Origin of the sequence: uncultured Devosia sp. (assembly GCF_913055165.1) — a bacterium.
GTDB lineage: Bacteria > Pseudomonadota > Alphaproteobacteria > Rhizobiales > Devosiaceae > Devosia.
The window spans coordinates 1-22,926 of record NZ_CAJXJS010000058.1 but is presented as its reverse complement, the minus strand read 5'-3'; the positions used below and the strand labels follow the sequence as shown (position 1 = coordinate 22,926).

19 protein-coding genes are annotated in these 22,926 nt (G+C 61.8%); 11 read left to right on the top strand and 8 right to left on the bottom strand.

What is annotated here, in order from left to right; translation table 11 throughout:
• Positions 1–1,378 (bottom strand): homocysteine S-methyltransferase family protein (locus QZ564_RS15620; protein ID WP_297111970.1); only part of this gene is annotated, 1,378 nt, incomplete at its 3' end.
• A 242-nt stretch (positions 1,379–1,620) separates the two neighbouring features.
• Here QZ564_RS15620 and QZ564_RS15615 point away from each other — a divergent pair.
• The 8 genes from QZ564_RS15615 (at position 1,621) to mazG (ending at position 9,922) form a co-directional block, all read left to right on the top strand.
• On the top strand, positions 1,621–2,667 hold the full coding sequence (locus QZ564_RS15615; protein ID WP_297111968.1) for a septal ring lytic transglycosylase RlpA family protein: 1,047 nt from the start codon (positions 1,621–1,623) through the stop codon (positions 2,665–2,667).
• 63 nt (positions 2,668–2,730) lie between these two features.
• Entirely contained in the window at positions 2,731–3,873 is a 1,143-nt protein-coding gene (locus QZ564_RS15610; protein WP_297111966.1) for a D-alanyl-D-alanine carboxypeptidase family protein, read from the top strand.
• A gap of 162 nt (positions 3,874–4,035) precedes the next feature.
• A complete protein-coding gene (gene tmk / locus QZ564_RS15605) occupies positions 4,036–4,722 on the top strand; it encodes a dTMP kinase (protein WP_297111964.1) in 687 nt (228 codons plus the stop codon).
• Positions 4,719–5,744, top strand: coding sequence for an AAA family ATPase (locus QZ564_RS15600; RefSeq protein ID WP_297111962.1), 1,026 nt, complete (start codon positions 4,719–4,721; stop codon positions 5,742–5,744). The genes tmk and QZ564_RS15600 overlap by 4 nt, the downstream gene beginning before the upstream one ends.
• The gene (gene metG, locus QZ564_RS15595; RefSeq protein WP_297111960.1) at positions 5,741–7,291 is read left to right on the top strand and encodes a methionine--tRNA ligase; all 1,551 of its coding nucleotides are present in this window, start codon (positions 5,741–5,743) and stop codon (positions 7,289–7,291) included. The genes QZ564_RS15600 and metG overlap by 4 nt, the downstream gene beginning before the upstream one ends.
• Positions 7,292–7,293: 2 nt before the next feature.
• Positions 7,294–8,073: a TatD family hydrolase gene (locus tag QZ564_RS15590; protein WP_297111976.1), complete on the top strand. Its 780-nt coding sequence runs from the start codon at positions 7,294–7,296 to the stop codon at positions 8,071–8,073.
• 3 nt (positions 8,074–8,076) lie between these two features.
• Positions 8,077–8,913: an MBL fold metallo-hydrolase gene (locus QZ564_RS15585; RefSeq protein ID WP_297111958.1), complete on the top strand. Its 837-nt coding sequence runs from the start codon at positions 8,077–8,079 to the stop codon at positions 8,911–8,913.
• Positions 8,914–9,112: 199 nt separating this feature from the next.
• Entirely contained in the window at positions 9,113–9,922 is an 810-nt protein-coding gene (gene mazG / locus QZ564_RS15580) for a nucleoside triphosphate pyrophosphohydrolase (protein ID WP_297111956.1), read from the top strand.
• Here the strand turns inward: mazG and hflX are convergent.
• The 7 genes from hflX to dusB form a co-directional block, all read right to left on the bottom strand.
• The gene (hflX, locus tag QZ564_RS15575; RefSeq protein WP_297111954.1) at positions 9,919–11,286 is read right to left on the bottom strand and encodes a GTPase HflX; all 1,368 of its coding nucleotides are present in this window, start codon (positions 11,284–11,286) and stop codon (positions 9,919–9,921) included. The genes mazG and hflX overlap by 4 nt on opposite strands.
• An 8-nt stretch (positions 11,287–11,294) precedes the next feature.
• Entirely contained in the window at positions 11,295–11,546 is a 252-nt protein-coding gene (hfq, locus tag QZ564_RS15570) for an RNA chaperone Hfq (protein ID WP_104894367.1), read from the bottom strand.
• 183 nt (positions 11,547–11,729) lie between these two features.
• On the bottom strand, positions 11,730–13,112 hold the full coding sequence (locus QZ564_RS15565) for a sigma-54 dependent transcriptional regulator (protein WP_297111950.1): 1,383 nt from the start codon (positions 13,110–13,112) through the stop codon (positions 11,730–11,732).
• Positions 13,113–15,446 (bottom strand): PAS domain-containing sensor histidine kinase, encoded by a 2,334-nt coding sequence (locus tag QZ564_RS15560; protein WP_297111948.1) that lies wholly within the window; start codon positions 15,444–15,446, stop codon positions 13,113–13,115.
• Positions 15,447–15,854: 408 nt separating this feature from the next.
• Positions 15,855–17,303 (bottom strand): nitrogen regulation protein NR(I), encoded by a 1,449-nt coding sequence (ntrC, locus tag QZ564_RS15555; RefSeq protein WP_297111945.1) that lies wholly within the window; start codon positions 17,301–17,303, stop codon positions 15,855–15,857.
• Positions 17,300–18,421: an ATP-binding protein gene (locus QZ564_RS15550; RefSeq protein ID WP_297111974.1), complete on the bottom strand. Its 1,122-nt coding sequence runs from the start codon at positions 18,419–18,421 to the stop codon at positions 17,300–17,302. The genes ntrC and QZ564_RS15550 overlap by 4 nt, the downstream gene beginning before the upstream one ends.
• 14 nt (positions 18,422–18,435) lie before the next feature.
• The gene (dusB, locus tag QZ564_RS15545; RefSeq protein ID WP_297111943.1) at positions 18,436–19,437 is read right to left on the bottom strand and encodes a tRNA dihydrouridine synthase DusB; all 1,002 of its coding nucleotides are present in this window, start codon (positions 19,435–19,437) and stop codon (positions 18,436–18,438) included.
• A 173-nt stretch (positions 19,438–19,610) separates the two neighbouring features.
• Here dusB and QZ564_RS15540 point away from each other — a divergent pair, with 173 nt between their 5' ends.
• The 3 genes from QZ564_RS15540 (at position 19,611) to QZ564_RS15530 (ending at position 22,781) form a co-directional block, all read left to right on the top strand.
• The gene (locus QZ564_RS15540) at positions 19,611–20,801 is read left to right on the top strand and encodes a bifunctional 2-C-methyl-D-erythritol 4-phosphate cytidylyltransferase/2-C-methyl-D-erythritol 2,4-cyclodiphosphate synthase (protein ID WP_297111972.1); all 1,191 of its coding nucleotides are present in this window, start codon (positions 19,611–19,613) and stop codon (positions 20,799–20,801) included.
• Between the two features lies 1 nt (position 20,802).
• Positions 20,803–21,309: a CinA family protein gene (locus tag QZ564_RS15535; protein ID WP_297111941.1), complete on the top strand. Its 507-nt coding sequence runs from the start codon at positions 20,803–20,805 to the stop codon at positions 21,307–21,309.
• Positions 21,310–21,587: 278 nt separating this feature from the next.
• On the top strand, positions 21,588–22,781 hold the full coding sequence (locus QZ564_RS15530; RefSeq protein WP_297111940.1) for a multidrug effflux MFS transporter: 1,194 nt from the start codon (positions 21,588–21,590) through the stop codon (positions 22,779–22,781).
• Positions 22,782–22,926 lie beyond the last annotated feature (145 nt).

The following is a 22,926-nucleotide window of genomic DNA, read 5'->3' as shown; positions in this document are numbered from 1 at the left end:
GGCCCGCCTCGATCACCTCCCACTTCGAGGAGTCGATCATCAGCGGCACTTTGGCGATGTCGGGTTCCGCCGCCAGCAGGTTGAGGAACTCGATCATCACCTGCTGGCTGTCGATCAGGCCCTCATCCATATTGATGTCGATGACCTGGGCGCCATTGGCCACCTGGTCGCGCGCGACATCGAGCGCGGCAGAATAATCACCGGCAGTGATGAGCTTGCGGAAGCGGGCCGACCCGGTGACATTGGTACGCTCGCCAATATTGACGAAGGGAATATCCTTGGTGAGCGTGAAGGGCTCGAGCCCCGACAGCCGCAGCAGCCGGTCGGCATGCGGCACCTGGCGCGGTGCAAAGCGCGCGGCGGTTTCTGCAATCGCCCGGATATGGTCTGGCGTCGAGCCGCAGCAGCCACCGACAATATTGAGCAGCCCATCGCTGGCAAAGGCCTCGAGCTGGCTGGCCATCTGCTCGGGCGTCTCATCATAGGCACCCATTTCATTGGGCAGGCCCGCATTGGGGTAGGCGCAGATAAAGGTGTCAGCGACCCCTGAGAGCTCGGAAATGTGGTCGCGCATCAGGTCCGCACCCAGGGCGCAATTGAGCCCGATGGTGATCGGGTTGGCGTGCCGCACCGAATACCAGAAGGCCGTCGGCGTCTGACCGGAGAGGGTACGACCAGACAAGTCGGTAATCGTGCCCGAAATCATGATCGGCACGTCGATGCCGCGTTCTTCGAACAACCGCTGGGCGGCAAAGATGCCCGCCTTTGTGTTCAGCGTATCGGTGATGGTCTCGAACAACAGCAGGTCCGCACCCGCGTCGACCAGCCCGCGAATGGCTTCGCCATAGGCCGCAACCAGCTCGTCAAAAGTGATGGCCCGGTGGCCCGGGCTGTTGACGTCGGTGGACATTGACGAGGTCTTGTTGGTCGGCCCCAGGGCGCCAGCAACAAAACGACGGCGGCCGTCGTGCTTTTCCGCGCGAATGGCAGCTCGGCGCGCGCAGACAACGCCCCAATAGTTGATGTCGTAAACCGCCTCCTCGCAGGCATAGTCCGCCTGCGCCACCGAGGTGGCCGAGAACGTGTTGGTTTCAACGATATCCGCGCCTGCAAGATAATACTGGAGATGGATGTCCTCGATCATCTCCGGCTCGGTGATGACCAGAAGGTCATTATTGCCCTTGAGAGGGTGACTCCAGCCCTTGAACCGCTCGCCCTGGAAGTTTTCTTCCGTCAATCCCAGGCGCTGGATCATCGTGCCCATCGCGCCATCCAGGATAAGGATGCGCTCCTGCATGGCGCGGGTCAGCGCTTCGCGCACCTCGTTCCAGTCCGGAATCACGGTGGTCTCGGCATGGGGGGCGGGGGAGGGGCTCATCGCCGTCCTCTCTTTCAGATCATGTTGGGGCAGGGAGCTGCGCAGCCATGACATAAAGATATCTTTATATCAGTCAAGCGCCAAGACCCGCCCTTGGTACGTCGTTCCCTCATGGCGGTCAGTCGGGGAGCGAACTTGGGTTAACCCCTCCTAAACCGTAAAATTGTTCCTTTCTGTGAACTGGGCATCGGACTCGCTATCCTTTCGGCGAAAAGGTCTGATTTTGTAGAGTATTGCGTATCGTGACGACCACCTGGCGTAACGCTGTTCGTGCCATGGCCCTGGCCGCCCTGATCGCCCCCTCCCTGGCCGCCTGCGCCACGGGCAATCTCGGCGCGACGGTTAAACGCGCCGCCTTCACCTCCAGCGAATATGGTGTCGCCGTCTCGCCGCGCGTCACATCCAATCCGAACCCGCCCAAGGGCGGCGGCCGCTATCAGATCGGCAAGCCCTATACCGTGCGCGGCAAGACCTACGTGCCCCAGCATGATCCGAGCTATTCCGCCTCGGGCACCGCCTCCTGGTACGGTTCTGATTTCCATGGCCGCCGCACGGCAAATGGCGAAATCTTCTCGGCCAACGCCATCACCGCCGCGCATCCGACCTTGCCCCTGCCTTCCTATGTGCGCGTGACCAACACCGCCAATGGCCGCTCGCTGATCGTCCGCGTCAACGACCGCGGCCCATATGTCTCCGGCCGCATCATCGATCTCAGCTACCGCGCAGCCTCCATGCTGGGCTACGTCAACAAGGGCTCGACCAGCGTTCATGTCGAATATGTCGGCCAGGCCCCGCTTGAGGGTGATGATACCCGCATGCTGGTGGCCAGCTACAATGGCCCGGCCGACTACGACGCAGGCCCGATCCGCGTCGCCAGCTCGGGCGGTCAGAGCAACCGCAGCCTGGTTGGCATGACCACCAACTTCATCTCTGGTCTCTTCTCCTATGCCGATGCGTCACCCCAGCAACTGGATGCAGCCGTCGGTTCGGCCCATGCGGCCGCCAATGCCATGGCCAGCGGCAATGCCGCGCTCGCTGACTGGGCCGGTTCGGTCGACGCCGACAACCGCGATATACAATTGGCTCTGGGTATCTTCGCTGACCCCAGCAATGCCGCAGCCGTCGCCCAGCAATTTGCCATGCTTGGCGCCGTCAACGAGGAGCTGGTCTCGCTCAACGGCCGGACGGCCACAAAGCTCACAATGACGCGACTGAAACCCGGAGCGACGGCCCAGGACGTACTCAATCTCGCGCAAGACCTTGGCCTGACTGACGCAATTCTCTATTAATTGCGTCTATATTGCGCCGGGAGGAGTTCGGCGTTGAAGTCGCAAAGACGAGGAACATGCGCCGTGCGAGTGCTCGCTGCCATATTTGCTATCCTTGCCCTCGTCGGATCGGCGGTCGCGCAGGCCGAATTTGACACCAAGGCGAAATTTGCCGTGCTGATGGACTACGAGTCCGGCACGGTCATCTTCCAGAAGGAAGCGGACGCAGCCCTGGAACCCGCTAGCATGACAAAGCTCATGACGCTGGCTGTGGTCTTCAACGAGATCAGGGCCGGGCGCGTGAGCCTGGATGACGAGTTTTTCGTCTCCGAAAACGCCTGGCGCACAGGCGGGGCGGCCTCCGGCGGCTCGACAATGTTTGCCGAACTCAACTCGCAGATCCGTGTCGAAGACCTGGTGCGCTCCGTCATCATCCAGTCCGGCAACGACGCCGCTATCGTTCTGGCTGAAGGCATTGCCGGCTCCGAGGCTACCTTTGCATTGATGATGAACGAGCTGGCGCGAGACCTTGGCCTTGAAGGCTCTAACTTCACCAATTCCACTGGCCTGCCGGACCCCGATGAATATTCGACGGCCCGCGACCTTGCCGAGCTTGCGCGCTACCTCATCCGCGAGTTTCCCGAGTACTATCACTACTTCTCCGAACCCTCGATGGAGTGGAACGGCATCAACCAGTCCAACCGCAATTCACTGGTCGAAATGGGCATCGGTGTCGATGGTCTGAAGACCGGGCATACGGAAGCGGCCGGTTACGGATCGGTGACGTCCACGGATCAGGGAGACCGGCGACTCATCGCGGTGGTCCATGGCCTCGGTTCCATGCGCGAGCGCACGGAAGAAGCCCGCAAGCTCCTCACCTGGGGCGCGCGCGCCTTCGAGCGCTTCACCCCCTATGCCGAGGGCCAGATCGTCGCATATGCGGACGTTTATGGTGGCGCCAGCCCCAATGTCGGACTGGTCGGCAATGGCGAAATCGCGCTCTACCTCCCGCGCGGTTCCCGGCAATGCCTGTCGGCGACGGTCAATTATCGGGCACCACTGCTGCCGCCGGTCACGCAGGGCGACCGGATCGCCGAGCTGCGCGTTTATTGCAATGATCAGCTCGTCCAGGCCGCTCCCCTCTACGCCGCTGAAAGCGTGGGGCAGGGCGATCTGGTGCGCCGCGCTACCGACGCCCTGAAGCAACTGGCGCTTGGCTGGCTTTGAGCCGCGTTGAAGGGACGGTCAAGCCAGTGGCGTGATCGGAGATGAGGAGGCCACGAGACCTATGGTCGAGTGGCGGCTCGAAAGGCGGGCAACCTCGCTCCCCGCTTTTCCCATCGGCTCAGGTGCCTTAAAAGGAACCAGACCCAAGGAATCAGCCTGCCAATGCTCGAAGCGCCCAACCGACGCCCAGCCCGTTTTATCACCTTCGAGGGCGGTGAAGGTGTCGGCAAGTCGACACAGGTGCGCCGCTTGCTGAACAATCTGGGCCAGCATGCGATCGAGGCCGTGCGAACCCGCGAGCCTGGTGGCACGCCCAAGGCCGAGGCTATCCGGTCCTTCATCCTTCAGGGGCGTTCCGAGGCCTGGGGCGCCGGCGCAGAAGCCGTGCTTTTCGCCGCGGCCCGGCTGGATCACGTCAACCAGCTCATTGCCCCGAACCTGGCCAAGGGAACCTGGGTGGTTTCCGACAGGTTCTGCGATTCCACCCGCGCCTATCAGGGCCTGACGGGCGGGGTGGACGACAAGCTCATCGACGCGCTCGAAAACCTCGCCCTTGATGGGCACACGCCCGACCTCACCATCGTGCTCGACATGGATCCCGCCGTGGCCTTCCGCCGCGTCGAGCAGCGCGCCGTTGAAGACGGGCTGCAGTTGACTGGTGACCGCTTCGAGAAGGAGGAGCTCGATTGGCATCGACGCCTGCGCGAGAACTTCCTGGATATCGCCCGGAACAATGCGGACCGCTGCGTCGTCATCTCGGCCGAACAGGACGAGGAGCGCCTGGAAGCGGCTATTTGGGATGTCGTCAGCGCCCGTTTTCCTGAGCTGCAGACGGGACCCGTTGCGTGACTGACCCTGCCGCACTTCCGGAACTGCCGCTACCCGAACAGCGGCAGATGGCGATCGGCCATGACGCAGCGCGCACTGCCGTCCTCACTCAACTCGCCGAGCATCGGCTGCCCGGCGCGATCATGCTCCAGGGCCCCCTGGGCATCGGCAAGGCCACGCTCGCATTCGAACTGGCCGCTGCCATCCTGACGGCAACCGGGGACGAAGATCCTCACCGGGTTCGCGAGCAGGTTGCCGCCCTTTCACATCCCAATCTGGCGTTGCTCAGACGGCGGCCGAAAGACAGCAAGGGATATTATTCGGTGATCCGCGTCGAAGATGTGCGCGAACTTCGCGAGACCCTGCAGCACACGCGGGGCAGGGCGGGTCACCGCATCGCCATCCTGGACTCGATCGACGAGTGCAATCCGTCGGCGGCCAACGCCTTGCTCAAGACGCTCGAGGAACCACCCGCCGATACGACCTTTCTCCTTGTCTCGCACCGCCCCGGACAATTGCTGCCCACCATTCGCTCGCGCTGTCACAATCTGGCCTTGCGCGGATTAAGTGACGAAATGGTTCGCACCGTGGTGAGTTCCAGCCATCCGGAACTGGATAGCGAGACGCTGGACCGCGCCGTGCAACTCGCCGGCGGCCGGCCGCGCCGTGCCTTCGAAACCCTGGCCTTGGCCGAAAATTCGCCAGTGGGCGCGCTGCTGGCCTGGCTGCAGGGGCCCGAGCGCATGCCGGTTGCCGCACAAATACAGCTCGCAGATGCCCTGGGCGCCGATCCGCAGGGGCCGGACATGTCGTTCGCGCGTGAAATCCTGAATGATTGGCTCGCCGGCGAAACGCGGGACGCTGCCCTGCAGCCCCAAGGGCGTTCCCGGCTTGCCTCCGCCACTGAGCTATGGGAGAAGGCAGGCGCACTCCTAGGCGAAGCCGACAGCGTCAATCTCGATATGAAACAGACGCTGATGGTGATTTTCGACGCCATCCGGAAGCACTGCGCCCTGTTCGCCAATCCCGCCGAGCCAGCATGACCACCAAGCCGTTCTTTATTACGACTCCTATCTTCTACCCCAACGGCGTTCCTCACATCGGTCACGCCTATACCGCCATTGCCAGTGACGTCATCGCCCGTTTCCAGCGACTTGATGGCCACGATGTGCTGTTTCTGACCGGGACGGACGAGCATGGACAAAAGATGCAGCAGACGGCGGCTAAGGAGGGCATTTCGCCATTGGAACTGGCGACGCGCAATTCGGCCGTGTTCAAGGATCTTTGGGCCAAGCTCAACATTTCCTATGACGACTATATCCGCACCACCGAACCGCGCCATCACCGCGCTAGCGAGGCGATTTGGCTGCGTATGGTAGAAGCGGGCGACATCTATCTCGACAAGTACTCGGGCTGGTACTCGGTGCGTCAGGAAGCCTTCTTCGACGAAAAGGAAACGACCCTCGGCGAAGACGGTGTGCGGCGCGAACCACTTGGTTCGCCGGTCGAATGGGTGGAGGAAGAGAGCTACTTTTTCCGCCTGTCGGCCTTTGGCGAGCGCTTGCTAGCCCACTATGACGCCAATCCCGACTTCATTGCTCCGGCCGAGCGACGCAATGAAGTCGTTAGCTTCGTCAAATCAGGGCTGCGCGACCTCTCCGTGTCGCGCGCGACCTTCGACTGGGGCATCAAGGTGCCGGGCAATGACAAGCATGTCATGTATGTCTGGGTCGATGCGCTAACCAATTATATCACGGCCACAGGTTTTCCGGACGAGACGGCAGAGCGCCGACGGTTCTGGCCGGCCGATGTACATATGATCGGCAAGGACATCATTCGCTTCCACGCCGTCTACTGGCCAGCCTTCCTCATGAGCGCAGGCATCGAACTGCCCAAGCGCGTCTTTGCGCACGGCTTTTTGTTCAATCGTGGCGAGAAAATGAGCAAATCGGTCGGCAACGTCGTCGACCCGTTTGAACTGGCCGACAAATACGGCCGCGATGCGCTGCGCTATTACTTGCTGCGCGAGGTACCGTTCGGGCAGGACGGCTCCTACAGCCATGAAGCCATCGTCAATCGCATCAATGCAGACTTGGCCAATGATCTGGGCAATCTGGCGCAACGCTCACTGTCGATGGTCAACAAGCATTGTGGCGCCGTGGTGCCCACGCCCGGCCCCTTCACGGCCGAGGACCAGATGGTGCTCGATGCCGTCGACGCTCTGCACGAGACCACCAGACAAGCGGTTTCGGTGCAGGCGCTTCATACGATGCTTGCCGCCGTCTGGCAGGTGGTGTCCGACACCAATCGCTATTTCGCAGCTCAGGAGCCCTGGGCGCTGCGCAAAAATGACCCGGATCGTATGGCGACCGTGCTCTATGTGACCATCGAGCTGCTGCGTCAGGTAGGCATTCTGTGTCAGCCCGTGATGCCCGAAGCGGCTGACAAATTGCTCGAACTGCTTGGCTTGGGTCAGGATGAGCGTGGCTTCAACCGGCTAGGTCCCACTGGCAGGGCGCAACCTGGCAAGAGCCTGCCGGCGCCCGTCGGGGTCTTTCCGCGCTATGTCGAAGCAGAACCGGCTGAGTGACCATGCTGATCGACAGCCATTGCCATCTCGATTTCGAGGCCCTGTCCAGCGATCTGGACGGCGTCATGGCGCGTGCAGCGGCTGCCGGCGTCACCGGCATGGTGACGATATCCACAAGGGTGGAAAACTTTTCCACCTATGTTGGGTTGGCGGAACGTTGCGAGAACGTCTGGTGCTCCGTCGGCACCCATCCGCATAATGCGCATGAGGAACTGCATATCCAGACGGATGATCTTGTCCGGCTAAGTGCCCATCCGCGCTGCGTTGCCATCGGCGAGGCCGGCCTTGACTACTTCTACGACAACGCCCCGCGCGATGCTCAGGCCACCGGTCTGCGCCGCCATATTGCCGCCGCTCGCATCACCGGTCTTCCACTGGTTATCCACAGCCGCCAGGCCGATGAAGACATGGCTTCCATCCTCGAGGAAGAGGCCGGGCAGGGGGCCTTCCCCTTCGTTCTGCATTGCTTCACCGCCGGCATGGATCTGGCCCAGCGTGCCCTTAGGCTGGGTGGCTACGTGTCGTTCTCCGGCATCATCACGTTCAAGAACGCCGAGGAGATCCGCGAAGTCGCCAAAATCGTGCCGGCTGATCGCTACCTCGTCGAAACCGACGCGCCGTATCTGGCGCCCATTCCACACCGTGGCCAGTCAAACGAACCCAGCTTTGTCCGCCACACCGCAGAGAAGCTCGCTGAGGTGCGCGGAATATCGCTCGAACAGCTTGGCGCGGAGTCGACCGCCAATTTTGGTCGTCTTTTCGCAAAGACCGGCGTGAGATAGGCCGTGGCAGCATCCGACCGGATCATCGCGACCATTCTGGGCTGCGGGTCATCCGGAGGCGTTCCGCGTGTCGGACATGTCTGGGGCGCCTGCGACCCCCGTGAACCACGCAATCGCCGTCGCCGCTGTTCGCTGCTTATCGAGGGCTGGCGCGATGGCGTTGAGCACCCCACGCGCGTCCTCATCGACACAGGTGCCGATTTGCGCGAACAGCTATTGGGCGCCCATGTCGATCGGCTCGACGCTGTTCTGTATACCCATGAGCATGCCGACCATACCCACGGCATAGACGATCTGCGCGTCCTGGCGCTGCACAATCGTCGCCGGGTCGATGTATATTTTTCCGCACCGTGCGGCGCGCGCCTCAGAGAGGCCTTCGGCTATTGCTTTGCCACGCCGCCCGGCGGCTCTTATCCGCCCATCCTCAATGCCCACGAAATTGCCGATGGCGATACCGTCTCGGTGGATGGTCCAGGCGGAGCGCTGGAACTGCAGGCTTTTGATCTGGTGCATGGCGATATCAACGCCTTCGGCTACCGCATCGGCGGCCTGGCATATTGTTGCGATCTGTCAGCTGTTCCCAGTAGCGCAGATGCAGCCCTGCAAGACCTCGACGTCTGGATTGTCGACGCGCTGCGTCCGACGCCGCATCCAAGTCATTTGAGCCTGCCTGAAACGCTCGAGCTGATTGAGCGCTTTCGTCCACGACAGGCCGTGCTCACCAACATGCATATTGATCTCGACTACGCTGCAACGGAAGCCGAGACACCGTCCGACGTCACGCCAGCGTTTGACGGGATGCAGATCGATGTCACCGCGGGGCGCGTCCTCAACCGCTGAGCCAGCGTGCTTGCAGCAAACATCGGGCCTCAAAGCGCGCATTTTCTGCAAGTTCTCACACATAAAAGTTCCATAATATATATTATGCGAAATGTGGATATGCGGAAAAATGCCTGATTGATGCGCCGCCCCGTCCCACTCGTCCCATGCTTTGCTATGGTGCTCGCACCGAATCCCAACCACTCCGGACATCCCCACCATGCAGCCATCTCGCGATATCTCCCGCCTCATCGAGATCATGGCCGCGCTACGTGACCCGAATGGCGGTTGCCCCTGGGACCTGGTGCAGGACTTCCGCTCCATCCGGCACTACACCATTGAAGAAGCCTACGAAGTCGCCGATGCCATCGAGCGCGAGGATTTCGGCGATCTGCGCGAGGAACTCGGCGATCTGCTGCTGCAGCCGATCTACCACGCCCAGATGGCCAAGGAGGCCGGCCATTTTGACATTGGCGATGTGGTCGAGGCCATCACCGAAAAGCTGATCCGCCGCCATCCCCATGTCTTTGGCGATGTGGTGGCCAACGGCGCGGTTGATGCTCAGGACAGATGGGAAGCCATCAAGGTGCGAGAGCGAGCCGCCAAGGCCGAACGCAAGGGCGACAGCACCCCCTCAATTCTCGATGATGTACCACAGGTATTGCCCGCCCTCGCCCGCGCCGAGAAACTTACCAAGCGCGCCGCCAAGGTTGGCTTCGATTGGCCCGACCTGCCGGCCGTCCGCGCCAAGATCGAGGAGGAGCTTGCTGAAGTCGCCGAGGCCGAAAGCGCCGGCGACGAGAACGCGCTGCGCGAGGAAATCGGTGATCTGCTGTTCGCCGTCGCAAATCTGGCCCGCAAGGCCGGCGTGGACCCCGAGGCCGCCCTGCGCGACGCCAATTCCAAGTTCACCCGCCGCTTCCACTATGTCGAAGCCCGCTGTCGCGAAGACGGCCTCGACCCGGCCGCAGCAGGTCTAGAGCGCCTCGATGGCTACTGGAACGAAATCCGGACCAGGGACAAGGGCTAGAGGTCGGACACCGCGATCCGGCCGTTGAAACGCTCGAGGAACTCCGCCCGATGCCGTGGGTCGACCCGAACCACGAAATCGGACCCCTGCTCGTTCCCGTCGTCGCGCGAGATCACTTCGGCATTGTTGTGCAACCAGCCGATATCGCTGCCCGCGCTATGGGGCACATGCACATGATAAGTGCGGCTCTGTTCACTGAGAAGCTGCTCAATCTTGAGTTTGAGCGCATCAAGACCCTGCCCGCTATGCGCTGACACCGGCATGGTGGCGACCACCTTGCCAGCCGGACTTGCCGAAGCAAGCGTCAGTCCTGGCTCATCGAGTAGATCAATCTTGTTCCACACCTCGATGATGGGTGTCGTCTCCGAGGAAACGCCCAGCTCTTCGAGCACGGTGAGCACGTCCTGCGCCTGCGCCGCATGGTCTGGATTGGCGATGTCGCGCACATGGAGAATGATGTCGGCATCCACCACTTCTTCCAGCGTCGCGCGGAACGCCGCCACCAGGTCATGCGGTAGGTCCGCGACAAATCCCACCGTATCGCTGAGCATGACCTCGCGCCCGTGCGGCAACGCGATCTTTCGGACCGTCGTGTCGAGCGTGGCAAAAAGCAGGTTCTCGGCAAACACCCCTGCCCCGGTCAAGACATTGAACAGGCTGGATTTTCCAGCATTGGTATAGCCAACGAGCGCTACCACTGGAATTAGCGCCTTGGTCCGCTGCCGCCGCTGCTGTTCGCGCGTCTTCTTGATCTTCTCCAGCCGATCCTCGAGCAGCACAATCCGCTCGGTGATCTGCCGACGGTCGCTTTCGATCTGGGTTTCGCCCGGCCCGCCCATGAAGCCGGTGCCGCCGCTGCCCCTTTGGCGCTCAAGGTGTGTCCATGACCGCACCAGGCGCCCCTTCTGATAGTTCAGATGGGCCAGTTCCACCTGCAGCACGCCCTCGCGCGTCGCCGCGCGCTCCCCGAATATCTCGAGGATCAGCGCCGTGCGATCCAGCACCTTGGTGCCGGTCTCGCGCTCCAGATTGCGCTGCTGGATCGGCGTTAGCGCCGCATCGACCAGCAGCAATTCGATATGCTCGGCCTTCACCTTCTCGGCGAGTGTTTCCACATGACCCGCCCCGATATAGGTCGCCGGACGGATTTCGCGCACCCTGACGACCTCGGAAAACACGATGTCGAGGGCAATGGCCCGCGCCAGGCCCTCGAATTCGGCCTGGCGGGCTTCAATGCTGTGATAGGAGGATTTGCCCCTGACGTCCGGACACACGAGCCCGGTGCGCGTCGGCTGTGCCTGCCGGTCTATATAGCGCTGTGGACCGCCCGGCTGGGCCGCCCGCTCATCGTCCGGTTCATGCATTTAAGCGGTCAGTCGTGATCTGTGCTCTGCTCGGGATCGAACAACTGAATCGGCGCGCCGGGCATGATGGTCGAGATGGCGTGCTTATAGACCAATTGAGACTGCGCATCCCGGCGCAGCAGAAGGCAGAAATTGTCAAACCAGGTGATGACGCCCTGCAGCTTGACGCCGTTCACCAGGAAAATGGTGACAGGCACCTTCTGCTTGCGAACATGGTTGAGAAAGGAATCCTGCAGGTTTTGCTGCTTTTCGCTAGCCATTTGTGGCCTCTTTGCCGCGGCTTTATTGTCGCTGTTGTTTCCGCAAAAACTTGCGCCCGGACCATAAGGGACTGCCGCCCAGCCCCCGGTGCCCGAATTATCATATAATGCACTATGGCACGTTTGCACCCCACTGCCTACCCGCCGTCAGTGCATGAGGGGAAGCCATTTTTTGCAGTGTTTTCAGAGCCCCAGCGACTTGATCTTGCGATGAAGAGCGCTGCGCTCCATGCCCACGAACTCCGCTGTCTTGGAAATATTGCCGCCGAAGCGCTCGATCTGCGCCAGCAGATACTGCCGTTCAAACACCTCGCGGGCCTCACGCAGCGGCAGGCTCATCAGATGGGCCGACGCATCTGCGTCCCCCACGGTGGGCAATACTTCGCCAATGTCCGATGGGAGCATGGCAGCGGTAATCACGCCATTCTCGGGCTGCTGGTCCTTCATCAGAATCAGGAGACGCTCGATGGAATTGCGCAGTTGGCGCGCATTGCCCGGCCAGTCCTGCGCCTGCAGCACGGCCATTGCATCCTCGCCGATATTAAGCCGCTGCAGATTGTGCATCCGGCAGATCTGCTCGATGAACACCGCCACCAGCGGCGGCACGTCTTCGCGCCGTTCCTTGAGTGGCGTCAGAGGCAGCGGGACGATCGACAGCCGGTGAAACAGATCGGACCGGAAATCGCCCGCCTCCACCTGGGCCGCCACATTCTGCGAGCTGGAGGAGATGATGCGCACATCGATCGGCACAGCCTGGGCGCCGCCAACACGCTGGAACCGGTTTTCTACCAAGGTGCGCAGCAATGTGGTCTGCACCTGCTGCGGCAAGGTCGTGACCTCAGAGAGATAAAGCGTGCCCCCATGCGCCCGCTCAAGCGCGCCCACCTCGACCTTGAGCATGCCCGATTTGTCTCGCGCCTCCCGGCCAAAGAGCACCACCGGCACTTCCTCGGGCGCGTAAAGCGAGGCGTTGATCTCCACAAACGGGGCGTCGGCGCGCGGGCTGCGCTGATGGATCTGCCGGGCCACAAGGCCCTTTCCGGCACCACTCGGACCTGAGATGAAAATGCGCGAATTCGTGGGGGCCGACTTCTCGATCACCCCGCGCACCTGTTGCAGCGCCGGCGAGGTGCCGACCATTTCCGCGCTTTTGCTCGCGGACCGCTCCTTGAGTTCTGCCACCTCGCTCCGCAGCCGCGTGGCCTCGAGGGCCCGTTGGGTAACGTGGAGCAGCCTGTCGATCTTGAAGGGCTTCTCGATATAGTCATAGGCGCCGCGACGGATCGCCGAAACGGCCGTCTCGATATTGCCGTGGCCCGAGATCATCACGACAGGCATGTCCGGATGCTGGCTCTGGAACACATCGAGCAATTGCAGTCCGTCGAGCCGCGACCCCTGCATCCAGATATCGAGGAACACCAGGCTGGGCCGACGGCGCGCGATTTCATTAAGTCCGCTATCGGCGTCATGGGCCTGGCGCGCCTCATAGCCTTCGTCTTCGAGGATACCGGCGATCAGGTCGCGGATATCGTCCTCGTCATCGATGATCAGAATGTCCAAAGCCATTTACTTGTGAACAACCGCGGGCATGCGCGGCCCCTCCTGTTGGGCAGGATTATCGTCCGCCGCCGCGGTTCCTGTCTCTGTGGTGCTCTTCGCTGGTGATTGCAACGGAAGTGTGAACGTGACGCAGGCCCCGACCCTGCCATGGGAATCCGGCTCGGCGTCGATCAACTCGACGATGCCGCCATGTTGCTCGATAATGCGGGCAACAATTGCAAGCCCAAGACCAGTCCCCTTCTCGCGTGTCGTCATATAGGGTTCAAGCAGCCTCTGCCGGTTTTCGGCCGGCCAGCCTTTCCCGTTGTCGGACACCGAGATACGAGCGTGATTGGCCTCGATATGGGCCTCCACGATGATTGTGGGCTGCCAATCCCCCGAAAGGGTGACACCCTCAAAGGCCTCCACGGCATTTTTGATCAGGTTCGTCAGCGACTGGGACACCAGCCTCGTATCGAACCACGCCATGATGGTTTCGTCCGGCAGCAGGGTGACAATATTGACCTCAGGCAGTCGCACGCTTTCCAAGAACACCGCTTGCCTTATGGCGTCGCTGAGATCGGCCATTTCGGGCGCGGATTCGGGCATTCGCGCAAAGGCCGAGAACTCATCGACCATGCGGCCGATATCGCCGACCTGTCGAACTATGGTGTTGATGCATTTGTCAAAAACATCGCGGTCGTCTTCCAGCTTGTTGCCGTAGCGCCGTCGCAATCGCTCGGCCGATAGCTGGATCGGCGTCAGGGGGTTCTTGATTTCATGGGCGATGCGCCGCGCCACATCCGCCCAGGCGCTTGTCCTCTGCGCGGATTCGAGATCGGTGATGTCGTCGAATGTCAGCACGAAGCCCTTGGACTCGGTAATCGAGCCCTCGCGGGTCAATTGCACCTGATAGATGCGGCGATCGGTTTCATTGCCCAGCTGAATCTGGTCGCGAACCTGCCCACGGCGGGCCGACCGGGCCTTCTCCAGCGTTGCGGTCAGCTCCGGCATGATCTTGTCCATGGGTTCGCCCATCAACTCGATCTCGGTGCGCCCGAGCATCTCGCAGGCCCGCGCATTGACGAGCGTCACCGCACCATAGGGATCAAGGCCGATAATGCCGGCCGAGACACCCTCCACCACCGCTTCGGTGAACTGGCGCCGCTTCTCGTTGACTTCATTGGCCTTGAGCAGGTCAAGGCGCTGGGATTTCAATTGCTGTGTCATACGGTTGAAGCCGTTGGACAAGTCTCGAAGGTCGCCCCTGCCCTCCTGCACCGGTACCTGGACGTCCAAATCTCCCGCACTGACGCGGCGCGAAGCAATCATCAGGTTTCGGATCGGATCCACGAACCGGTTGGCCAGCGCGATACCGACCCAGAGCGCCGCCAGCAGCAGCACCACTGCCAGACCGACATACATGATCGTAAAGGTGATCTGGAACACCAGGCGATTGGACGCGTACTCCCGATATTCCGTTATATTCTCGTCGGTTAGCCGCATATATTCAAGCACTTCGGCATCGACGGGCCGTGCCACGAACAAGTAGATGTCGTCATAACCGCGCAGCTTGACCACCGAACCAACGAACTGCGTTGACCCTGGCGCGATCGGGGTCGGAATGCCTTCGACGACGCCGTCCGTCACACCGGCCGGCAGCTTGGGGTAGGAACCAGCGACATTGATCTGGGCCCGCATCAATGTCTCGCCCGCCCGATCGATCAGGGCGGTGAACGGCAGGGATCGTGTCACAGCCAGAGCGGTCAGGATGCGTTCGAAACGCTGCGGCTCATTCTCATAGGTCGCGCGCGCCTGCTCCAGCTCGGTGGCCACCCAGATGATGTCATCGCGCAGCACCTGGGCGTGCTCGAGCATGTAGGAGCGCGCCACCAGCCGCGAGCTTTCCACCATGGCGCGCGTGCGCTCGGAAAACCATTGATCCAGCCCCTGATTGAGGGCGATCGTGGCCACCACGGCCACCAGAGCCGCAGGGACTGCCGCCACGAAGGCGAACATTGCCACCATGCGCACCTGCAGGCCAGCACCCGGCACGCCCCGCATGCGGGCCTGAAACAAAAGCACCGCCTCGGTCACCACCAATGCGATCACCAGCAGCACCAGTAGCCCGGTGACCACCCAGATGACTGTCCACACCGTGGGCGAAGGCTCGATATTGGTGATGCCGGACAGGATGAAGAAGGACACTGAGGACATCAGCACTGATGCGGTGACCACAACAAAGCCGAGCACACGCAGGGAGTAGTTCTGCTGAATGCGAAAGAACGTCCGACGCCCAACGGACGATTCGTCCGCCGGGGCGCGTCGTTCATCAGTACTGGCTGAGACCATATCGGCCATAAACTGCCCAGTTTCTCCGCTTCAACCACAGGTCGTGGTGCTACCACAGCGCTCTGCAAGCCAAGATGTAGGCGCAAAACCCGAGGAAGGGCGAAGCCTGACCCAATTCCGGCGACCCTTCAAGACAATTGTTGCCAAAATGTGACACTCGGCCGCGACGAGAAAACGCGCCAGTGGCGCGTTTTCCGCGGCCGAGGCCCGAAGAGCTACACTCGCAGGGCACGAACACAGTGACCCCCTGCCACGAGTCTGAGCTCAAATGGTAATACAGTTCCGATGGGAGCGATTTTAGGGACTGAGGCCATGAGAGCTATGCTCGAATGGCATGCTCGATGCCGTGTCGGCGATGCCCAGACACAGCAGAGGACCCAGGCACGGCCCGAACGCGGCAATCCGGAGCGCTACCCCCTACCCGCCCCGGCGACTATGCTTGACGATCTCGATGGAATGCGTCCGGATCTTCTTGCGCAGCGTGTTGCGGTTCAATCCGAGCAGATCCGCTGCCTTGATCTGATTGCCGCCACAGGCGTTGAGCGCCATGGCGATCAGCGGGGCTTCGACCTTGTCGATCACACGCTGATACATGCCTGCCGGAGGCAGGTTCGGCTCGTGCTCACGCAGCAGCTGCCCCACATGCGTCTCTACCGCCATGGAAATATCGACCGGTCCCGAGGACGCGTTGACCGACGGGCGATCGACGATATTGAGCTCATTCTGCACAATCTCGGCGGAAATCTGCTCATCGGCATATAGGGCCGACAGCCGCCGGACCAGGTTCTCCAGTTCACGGATATTGCCCGGCCAATTGTAGTTCTGCATCAGCCGGATGGCTTCGGGCGAAATGGTCTTTGGTGGGTCGCCCTCACGCTGCGCCAGACGCAGGAAATGCTGCACCAGGTCGGTGATGTCATCAATGCGCTCGCGCAGCGGCGGCAGGCGGATCGGAACCACGTTCAGGCGATAGTACAGATCCTCACGGAACAGGCCCTGCCGGATCATCTGGCTGAGATCACGATGCGTGGCAGCCACGATGCGCACATTGGTCTTGATGGCATTGCGGCCACCCACCATCGTGTATTCGCCCTCCTGCAGCACGCGCAGCAGGCGGGTTTGTGCGTCCATCGGCATGTCGCCGATCTCGTCGAGGAAGAGTGTACCACCTTCGGCCTGTTCGAACCGGCCTGAAGAGCGAGTATTTGCCCCGGTAAACGCCCCCTTCTCATGCCCGAAAAGTTCCGCTTCGATCAGGTCGCGCGGAATGGCGGCCATGTTGATGGCCACAAATGGTCCGTTGCGCCGCTTGCCGAAATCGTGCAGCGCGCGCGCCACCAGTTCCTTGCCCGTGCCGCTCTCGCCGGTGATCATCACCGTCAGGTCGGTCTGCATCAGCCGAGCCAGAGCCCGATAGATGTCCTGCATGGCGGTGGAGCGCCCGACCAGTGGCATGGTCTCTCCCGGCTCCTCGGCCTTGCGCTCGGCATTGGTTGGCTTCTTCGCGTCGGCGAGTGCCCGCGCCACCACGGAGAGCACTTCGGTAATGTCGAAGGGCTTGGGCAGGTACTCATAAGCGCCCACTTCCGAGGCCCGGATGGCCGTCATGAAGGTATTCTGCGCGCTCATCACGATCATCGGCAGCTCCGGGCGGAGCTTTTTGATCTTGGGCATCACCTCGAAGGCATTGCCATCGGGCATCGCCACATCGGTGATCAGGATATCGCCCTCGCCCCGGCTCACCCAGTTCCACATGGTTGAGATATTGCCAGTGGGCCGCACTTCGTAGCCGGCACGGGTCAAGGCCTGATTGAGCACCATGCGAATGGCGGCATCATCATCGGCGAGCAGAACGACATGGCTCATGCGGGCGAACCCTCTTCGACGTCGGCGGGAGATTGGAAGGCACCACTGGCCACCGGCAGCAGGATGCGGAAGCGCGTGCGACCAGGCCGGCTGTCACAGTCTATGACCCCGCCATGATCGCCGACGATCTTGGCCACCAGGGCCAGTCCCAGGCCCGACCCATTGGTCTTGGTCGTCACAAACGGATCGAACAGGAACGGCAGGATATCCGGCGGCACGCCCGGGCCGTTATCCTCGATCACGATCTCCAGTGGCAACGAGATGCGCTCGGCGACCCCGGCAACGCTGATCCGAATGCCCGGCCGGAACGCCGTGCTAATCTTGATTTCCGGTTTCTGTGTTCTTTCAAGCGCTTCTGAGGCGTTCTTGATCAGGTTCAGGAAGATCTGGATCAGTTGGTCGCGATTGCCGAAGACCGGGGGCAGCGACGGGTCATATTCCTCCGAGAAGGTAATGCCCCGCGCCACGCCATTCCGGGCCAAGAGTTTGACCCGATCGAGCACCACGTGAATATTGATCGGCTCGCGTTCCATGGGACGCTCATCGCCGAACACTTCCACCCGGTCGATGAGCCCCACGATGCGATCGGTCTCCTCCCGGATCAGCCGCGCCAGGGGCACCTCATCTGAGGGTACCGACTGCTCCAGCAATTGCGCCGCACCGCGAATGCCCGAAAGAGGGTTCTTGATCTCATGCGCCAGCATGGAGGCAAGGCCGGTGACCGAACGGGCTGCACCGCGCGACACCATTTGACGGTCGATCTTGTCGGCCATGGTGCGCTCCTGGATCAGGACAGCGACCCGGCCATCCGTGTCGGAGATCGGGCTGGCAAAGACGTCCGCGATGCGTTCGTCGCCAAAGCGGGACGAGCCGACCCGCACGCGATACTCCGTCATCGGCGCCCGCCGCTGTGCCACCGTTTCAACCAGCGAGATGATCGGTGACCCGAAGGCAATGAGGTCGTCCAGCGTCTGCCGCGTCAGCACGCTCAGCGAGGCTCCGAAAAACGCCTCGGCGGCATAGTTCACGAACTGGATGTGCCGCCCCTCGTCCAGCACCAGAATGGGTTGCGGGAGGGCCTGCAGCACCGCTCGCGCCGGCACGGAATCAAGATCCATCACCACAGCACTGCTCACGCGGCCGCCCTCCATTCGCCTGAAAAGAGGGTGCCGATCAGCGCAAGCACCGCCTTGGTATCGTCATTGTCCAGCAACCGTGTCCGCATGCCCTTGTCGAGGTTCAGGCCCGCCGCATCGGCATACCAGCCCAGATGCTTGCGCGCCGCCCGCAGCCCCACCTCGACGCCATAATCGAGCAGCATCTCTTCGTAGTGCTGCCGGATCAGCGCCACCAGGACTTCGTCCTCGGGCGCGGCAGCAGGTACCCCGCCCTCAAGCGCCACGCCGATCTGCCCGACCTTCCAGGGTTGCCCTTGCGCACCCCGGCCGAGCATCACTGCAGCAGCCCCGGACTCATCGAGAGCCCGCTGCGCGCTCGTCGCATCGACAATGTCGCCATTGACCACCACGGGCACATCGACCGCATCCACCACTTCGCGGACCAGTGTCCAACGCGCACTGCCCTTGTAGAATTGCTGCCGCGTGCGGCCATGAACGGTAATCATCTGGGCGCCCGCACTCACCGCCAGCCGCGCAATCTGCGGCGCGTTGAGGCTCTCGTCATCCCAGCCCAATCGCATCTTGACGGTCACGGGACGCGTAGTCGCGCTCGCCACGGCCTCGACAATGCCGAGCGCCACGTCCGGCACCCGCATCAGCGCCGAGCCGGCATAGCCATTGGTCACCCGCTTGGCCGGGCAGCCAAAATTGATATCGATGATATCGGCCCCCGCACCCTCGGCGATCCGGGCGCCCTCTGCCATCCATTGCGCCTCGCACCCGGCCAGCTGCACCACATGCGGCAGCGTCCCAGCGCGCGTCAGCTTGCGGACCATGCCCTCATGGCCGGTCGTCAGGGCTGAGCTGGCCACCATCTCGGAAACCACCAGGCCCGCACCAAAGCGTTCCGCGATTTCCCGGAAGGGCCGGTCGGTAATGCCAGCCATCGGCGCAAGGAAGGCCCGATTGCGGATGGCATGCCCACCAATGCTCAATGCGCAGGCAGTGTTAGTCAAAGAATTGCCCCAGAAATGTTCAATTCGGCAACAGTGCCCGCACAATAATCAATTTCTGAACGCGCGCAACCAGCTCTCGGTGTCGCACAGCAGTAAATCAGCCCTGCTCTTGCCGCATGTCTGAGTGGCGGCTAGACGATGTCCTGTCCGAGTTTTCCGGTGCCAACAACGCCATGCGTCCAAAATCCACAGCCGTCATCGTCGTCGCCGCGGGTAAGGGTGAGCGTGCGGCTGGTAGCGGACAAAATACTCCCAAGCAATATCGCCCTGTTGCAGGTCAGCCGATTCTGGCGCGGACGATGACCGCATTCTTCGCCCATCAGGGCATCACGCATATTGTCCCGGTCATTCACGCCGACCATGCAGACCGGTACGCGGCGCTGAACTTGGCGGATAGCCGTCTCCTGCCACCCGTTCATGGCGCGTCCACGCGCCAGGGCTCGGTTCTGGCGGGCTTGAAGGCCCTCGCCCCTCTGCGGCCAGATCGTGTTCTGATCCACGACGCGGCCAGGCCATTCGCCACATTGGCCTTGCTCGACCGGGTCATCGCCGCCCTTGACCAGAATGACGGCGTCTTGCCCACCTTGCCGGTCACCGACACCATCAAGAGGTCGCTCGACGGGGAGTTGATCGCGGCCACTGAAGATCGTCGCCAACTCTTTGCCGCCCAGACCCCTCAGGGGTTCCGCTTCGGCCAGATTTTCTCGGCCCATATGCGCGCGGAATCAATCAGGCGGGAATTCACCGACGACGCCGAGATCGCAGAATGGGCCGGGCTCCGCGTCGCCATGGTCGAAGGCGAGCGCAACAATATCAAGATCACCCATCCCGAAGACTTCGATCGAGCGGAGCGCATCATCATGGCGAACCCTGGCACCGAAACCCGGATCGGCACCGGCTACGACGTCCACCCCTTCGCGCCCGGCGACGCCGTGTGGCTGTGCGGCGTCAAAATCCCCCACAAGGCGAAATTGCAGGGTCATTCAGATGCCGACGTGGCCTTGCATGCGCTCACCGATGCCTTGCTCGGCGCCATCGGTGAAGGCGATATCGGTACCCACTTCCCTCCCAGCGATCCGCAATGGAAGGGCGCGGCCTCTTCCCTCTTCCTGCGTCATGCGGGAGACCTTGTCAGGCAGCGTGGGGGGCGTATCGTCAATCTGGACGTGACAATCGTTGCCGAAGCACCGAGGATTGCCGCTCACGTGCCTGCCATGTGCGCTGCCATCGCCGAAACCCTCGGCATTTCTGCAGATCGCGTGGCGGTCAAGGCGACGACAAACGAAAAGCTCGGGTTTATCGGGCGTGAGGAGGGTATCGTGTCAATGGCCAGCGCCAGCGTGGAAGTGCCGAGGATCGACTGACATGGCAACCAAGACAAAACCGTCTGCAGGCAAGCAGATCATCGACATCCTGACTGAGCGCAACCAGACCATTGTCACGGCCGAAAGCTGCACCGGCGGCATGGTTGCCTCCGCGCTCACCGATATCCCAGGCGCGTCCGCTGCCATCTATGGCGGCTATGTCACCTATGCCAATTCGGCCAAGTCGCGCATGATCCAGGTGCAGCCGCGCCTGATCCGTGACTATGGCGCCGTGAGCAACCAGGTCGCCCGCGCCATGGCCGACGGGGCCCGCAACACCGCGCGCGTCGACTACGCCGTGGCCGTCACCGGCATTGCCGGCCCCGATGGCGGCAGCGAGAAAAAGCCCGTGGGTCTGGTCTATGTCGCCGTTTCTTCTGAACTGGCCACCGTCGTCATCGAACACCGCTTTGGCGACCTCGGCCGTGACGCCATCCGCAAGGCGACCGTCGAGGCGGCGCTGGACCTGGTCCTGCAAGTGCTGACCAGCGATCCGCCAAAGCCGTAGCGGTGCGGGTTTGCTGGCTGGTATTGGGTGGTTTGCGGAATCTTTGCTCTTGGCGCCGGTAGTTTGATTGCTGCGATAGGCCGATGGCGAGTTGACGATGCAAATTTCGCGCCCTAGGTTTTCAAAACGATGATCAAGAAATATCCAGCAGTAGTAAGTGGGCGCATGGGTTTGGCGGCATAGCGGCCAGCGGAAGCACCCATGCGCGGTAATCAGGCCCCCGAGAGGGGCTTTTTTGTTGCCCATCGACTGGTCAAGCTATCTATGCGGTCATCATCATGCAAAATCTGTTGCGAGGCCCCCGCCTGTCCACGCTGATATTGTTATCGGCGCTGGCAATTCTTCCGATCAATTATTTCCTCCCATCGCTCCCGAGCATGGCCGCGGAGTTCGATGTGGACTACGGGACCATGGGACTTTCATTGGCGGCATATGCGGGGGTGTCGGCATGCCTTCAACTTGTTCTCGGTCCGCTTTCCGACCGCTTCGGCCGCAGGCCGGTGATCCTTGGGGCGTTGGTCATTTTCATAGCGGCGACTGTCGGATGCGCCCTGGCACCTGACGCATGGACCTTTCTCGCTTGCCGAATGGTCCAGGCTGTCATTGCCCCAACATATGCAGTGTCGCTCGCCGTGATCCGCGACACGACCAGCAAGGAGCAGGCAGCCGGCCATTTTGGTTATCTGGCCATGGCCTGGGCCATAGCGCCCATGCTCGGGCCTTCCGCCGGCGGCTTCCTCGATCAGGTGCTGGGTTGGAGGGCCAGCTTCCACGTTCTGGCACTCTTCGGCACCGCAGTTCTGGTCTTGTGCTGGATAGACCTGAGCGAAACGAACAACGCACCCTCAGACACGATGGCGAGGCAGTACCGGGCCTATCCCGAGCTCCTCGGCTCAAAGCGCTTCTGGGCATACTGCGTGTGTAGTGCCTTCTCCGTTGGCGCCTTCTATGCCTTCCTTGCCGGCGCACCACTGGCCGCTTCAACCTTCGATCTGTCGCCGGCGATCCTTGGTCTTTACATGGGCTCAATCACAGGTGGCTTCATGGCCGGTAGTTTTCTGGCAGGCCGGGTCGCTGGCAGGTTACCGATGACCACAATTCTGACTGCAGGACGGGTCCTCGCCTGCGCCGGCCTATTGCTCGGTCTCATCCTTTACGCCGCCGGCATCGACCATGTACTGGCACTATTTGGGCCATGCCTGTTCGTCGGCGTGTCGAACGGTCTGACGCAGCCGAGCGCCAGCGCTGGGGCGATTTCAGTTCGACAAACACACACGGGAAGCGCCGCCGGGCTGGCCAGTGCAATTACAGTGGCAGGCGCCTCCGTCATGGCAGCGGTCGCGGGTGCCGTTCTGACCGCAGAAAATGTCCGGCCAGGCTTACTGCTCGTGATGTTGGCCTCTGCGGTTGTCGCCCTGGCTGCGGCCCTATTAACCCGCCAACTCGAATTAGCTGCATCCAGAATCAAATAATGCGTGCCAACGCGGCACTCTCGGTGAGGAGCAACGGACGGACGAGATCGACCATCCCCGGGTATCTTTATCCCCGGCTCCAAAATCTCCCGCATAATCCCCTCATTCCTCTCGCGTCAGGGCGGCCTGCAGCGACCAGTGGCGG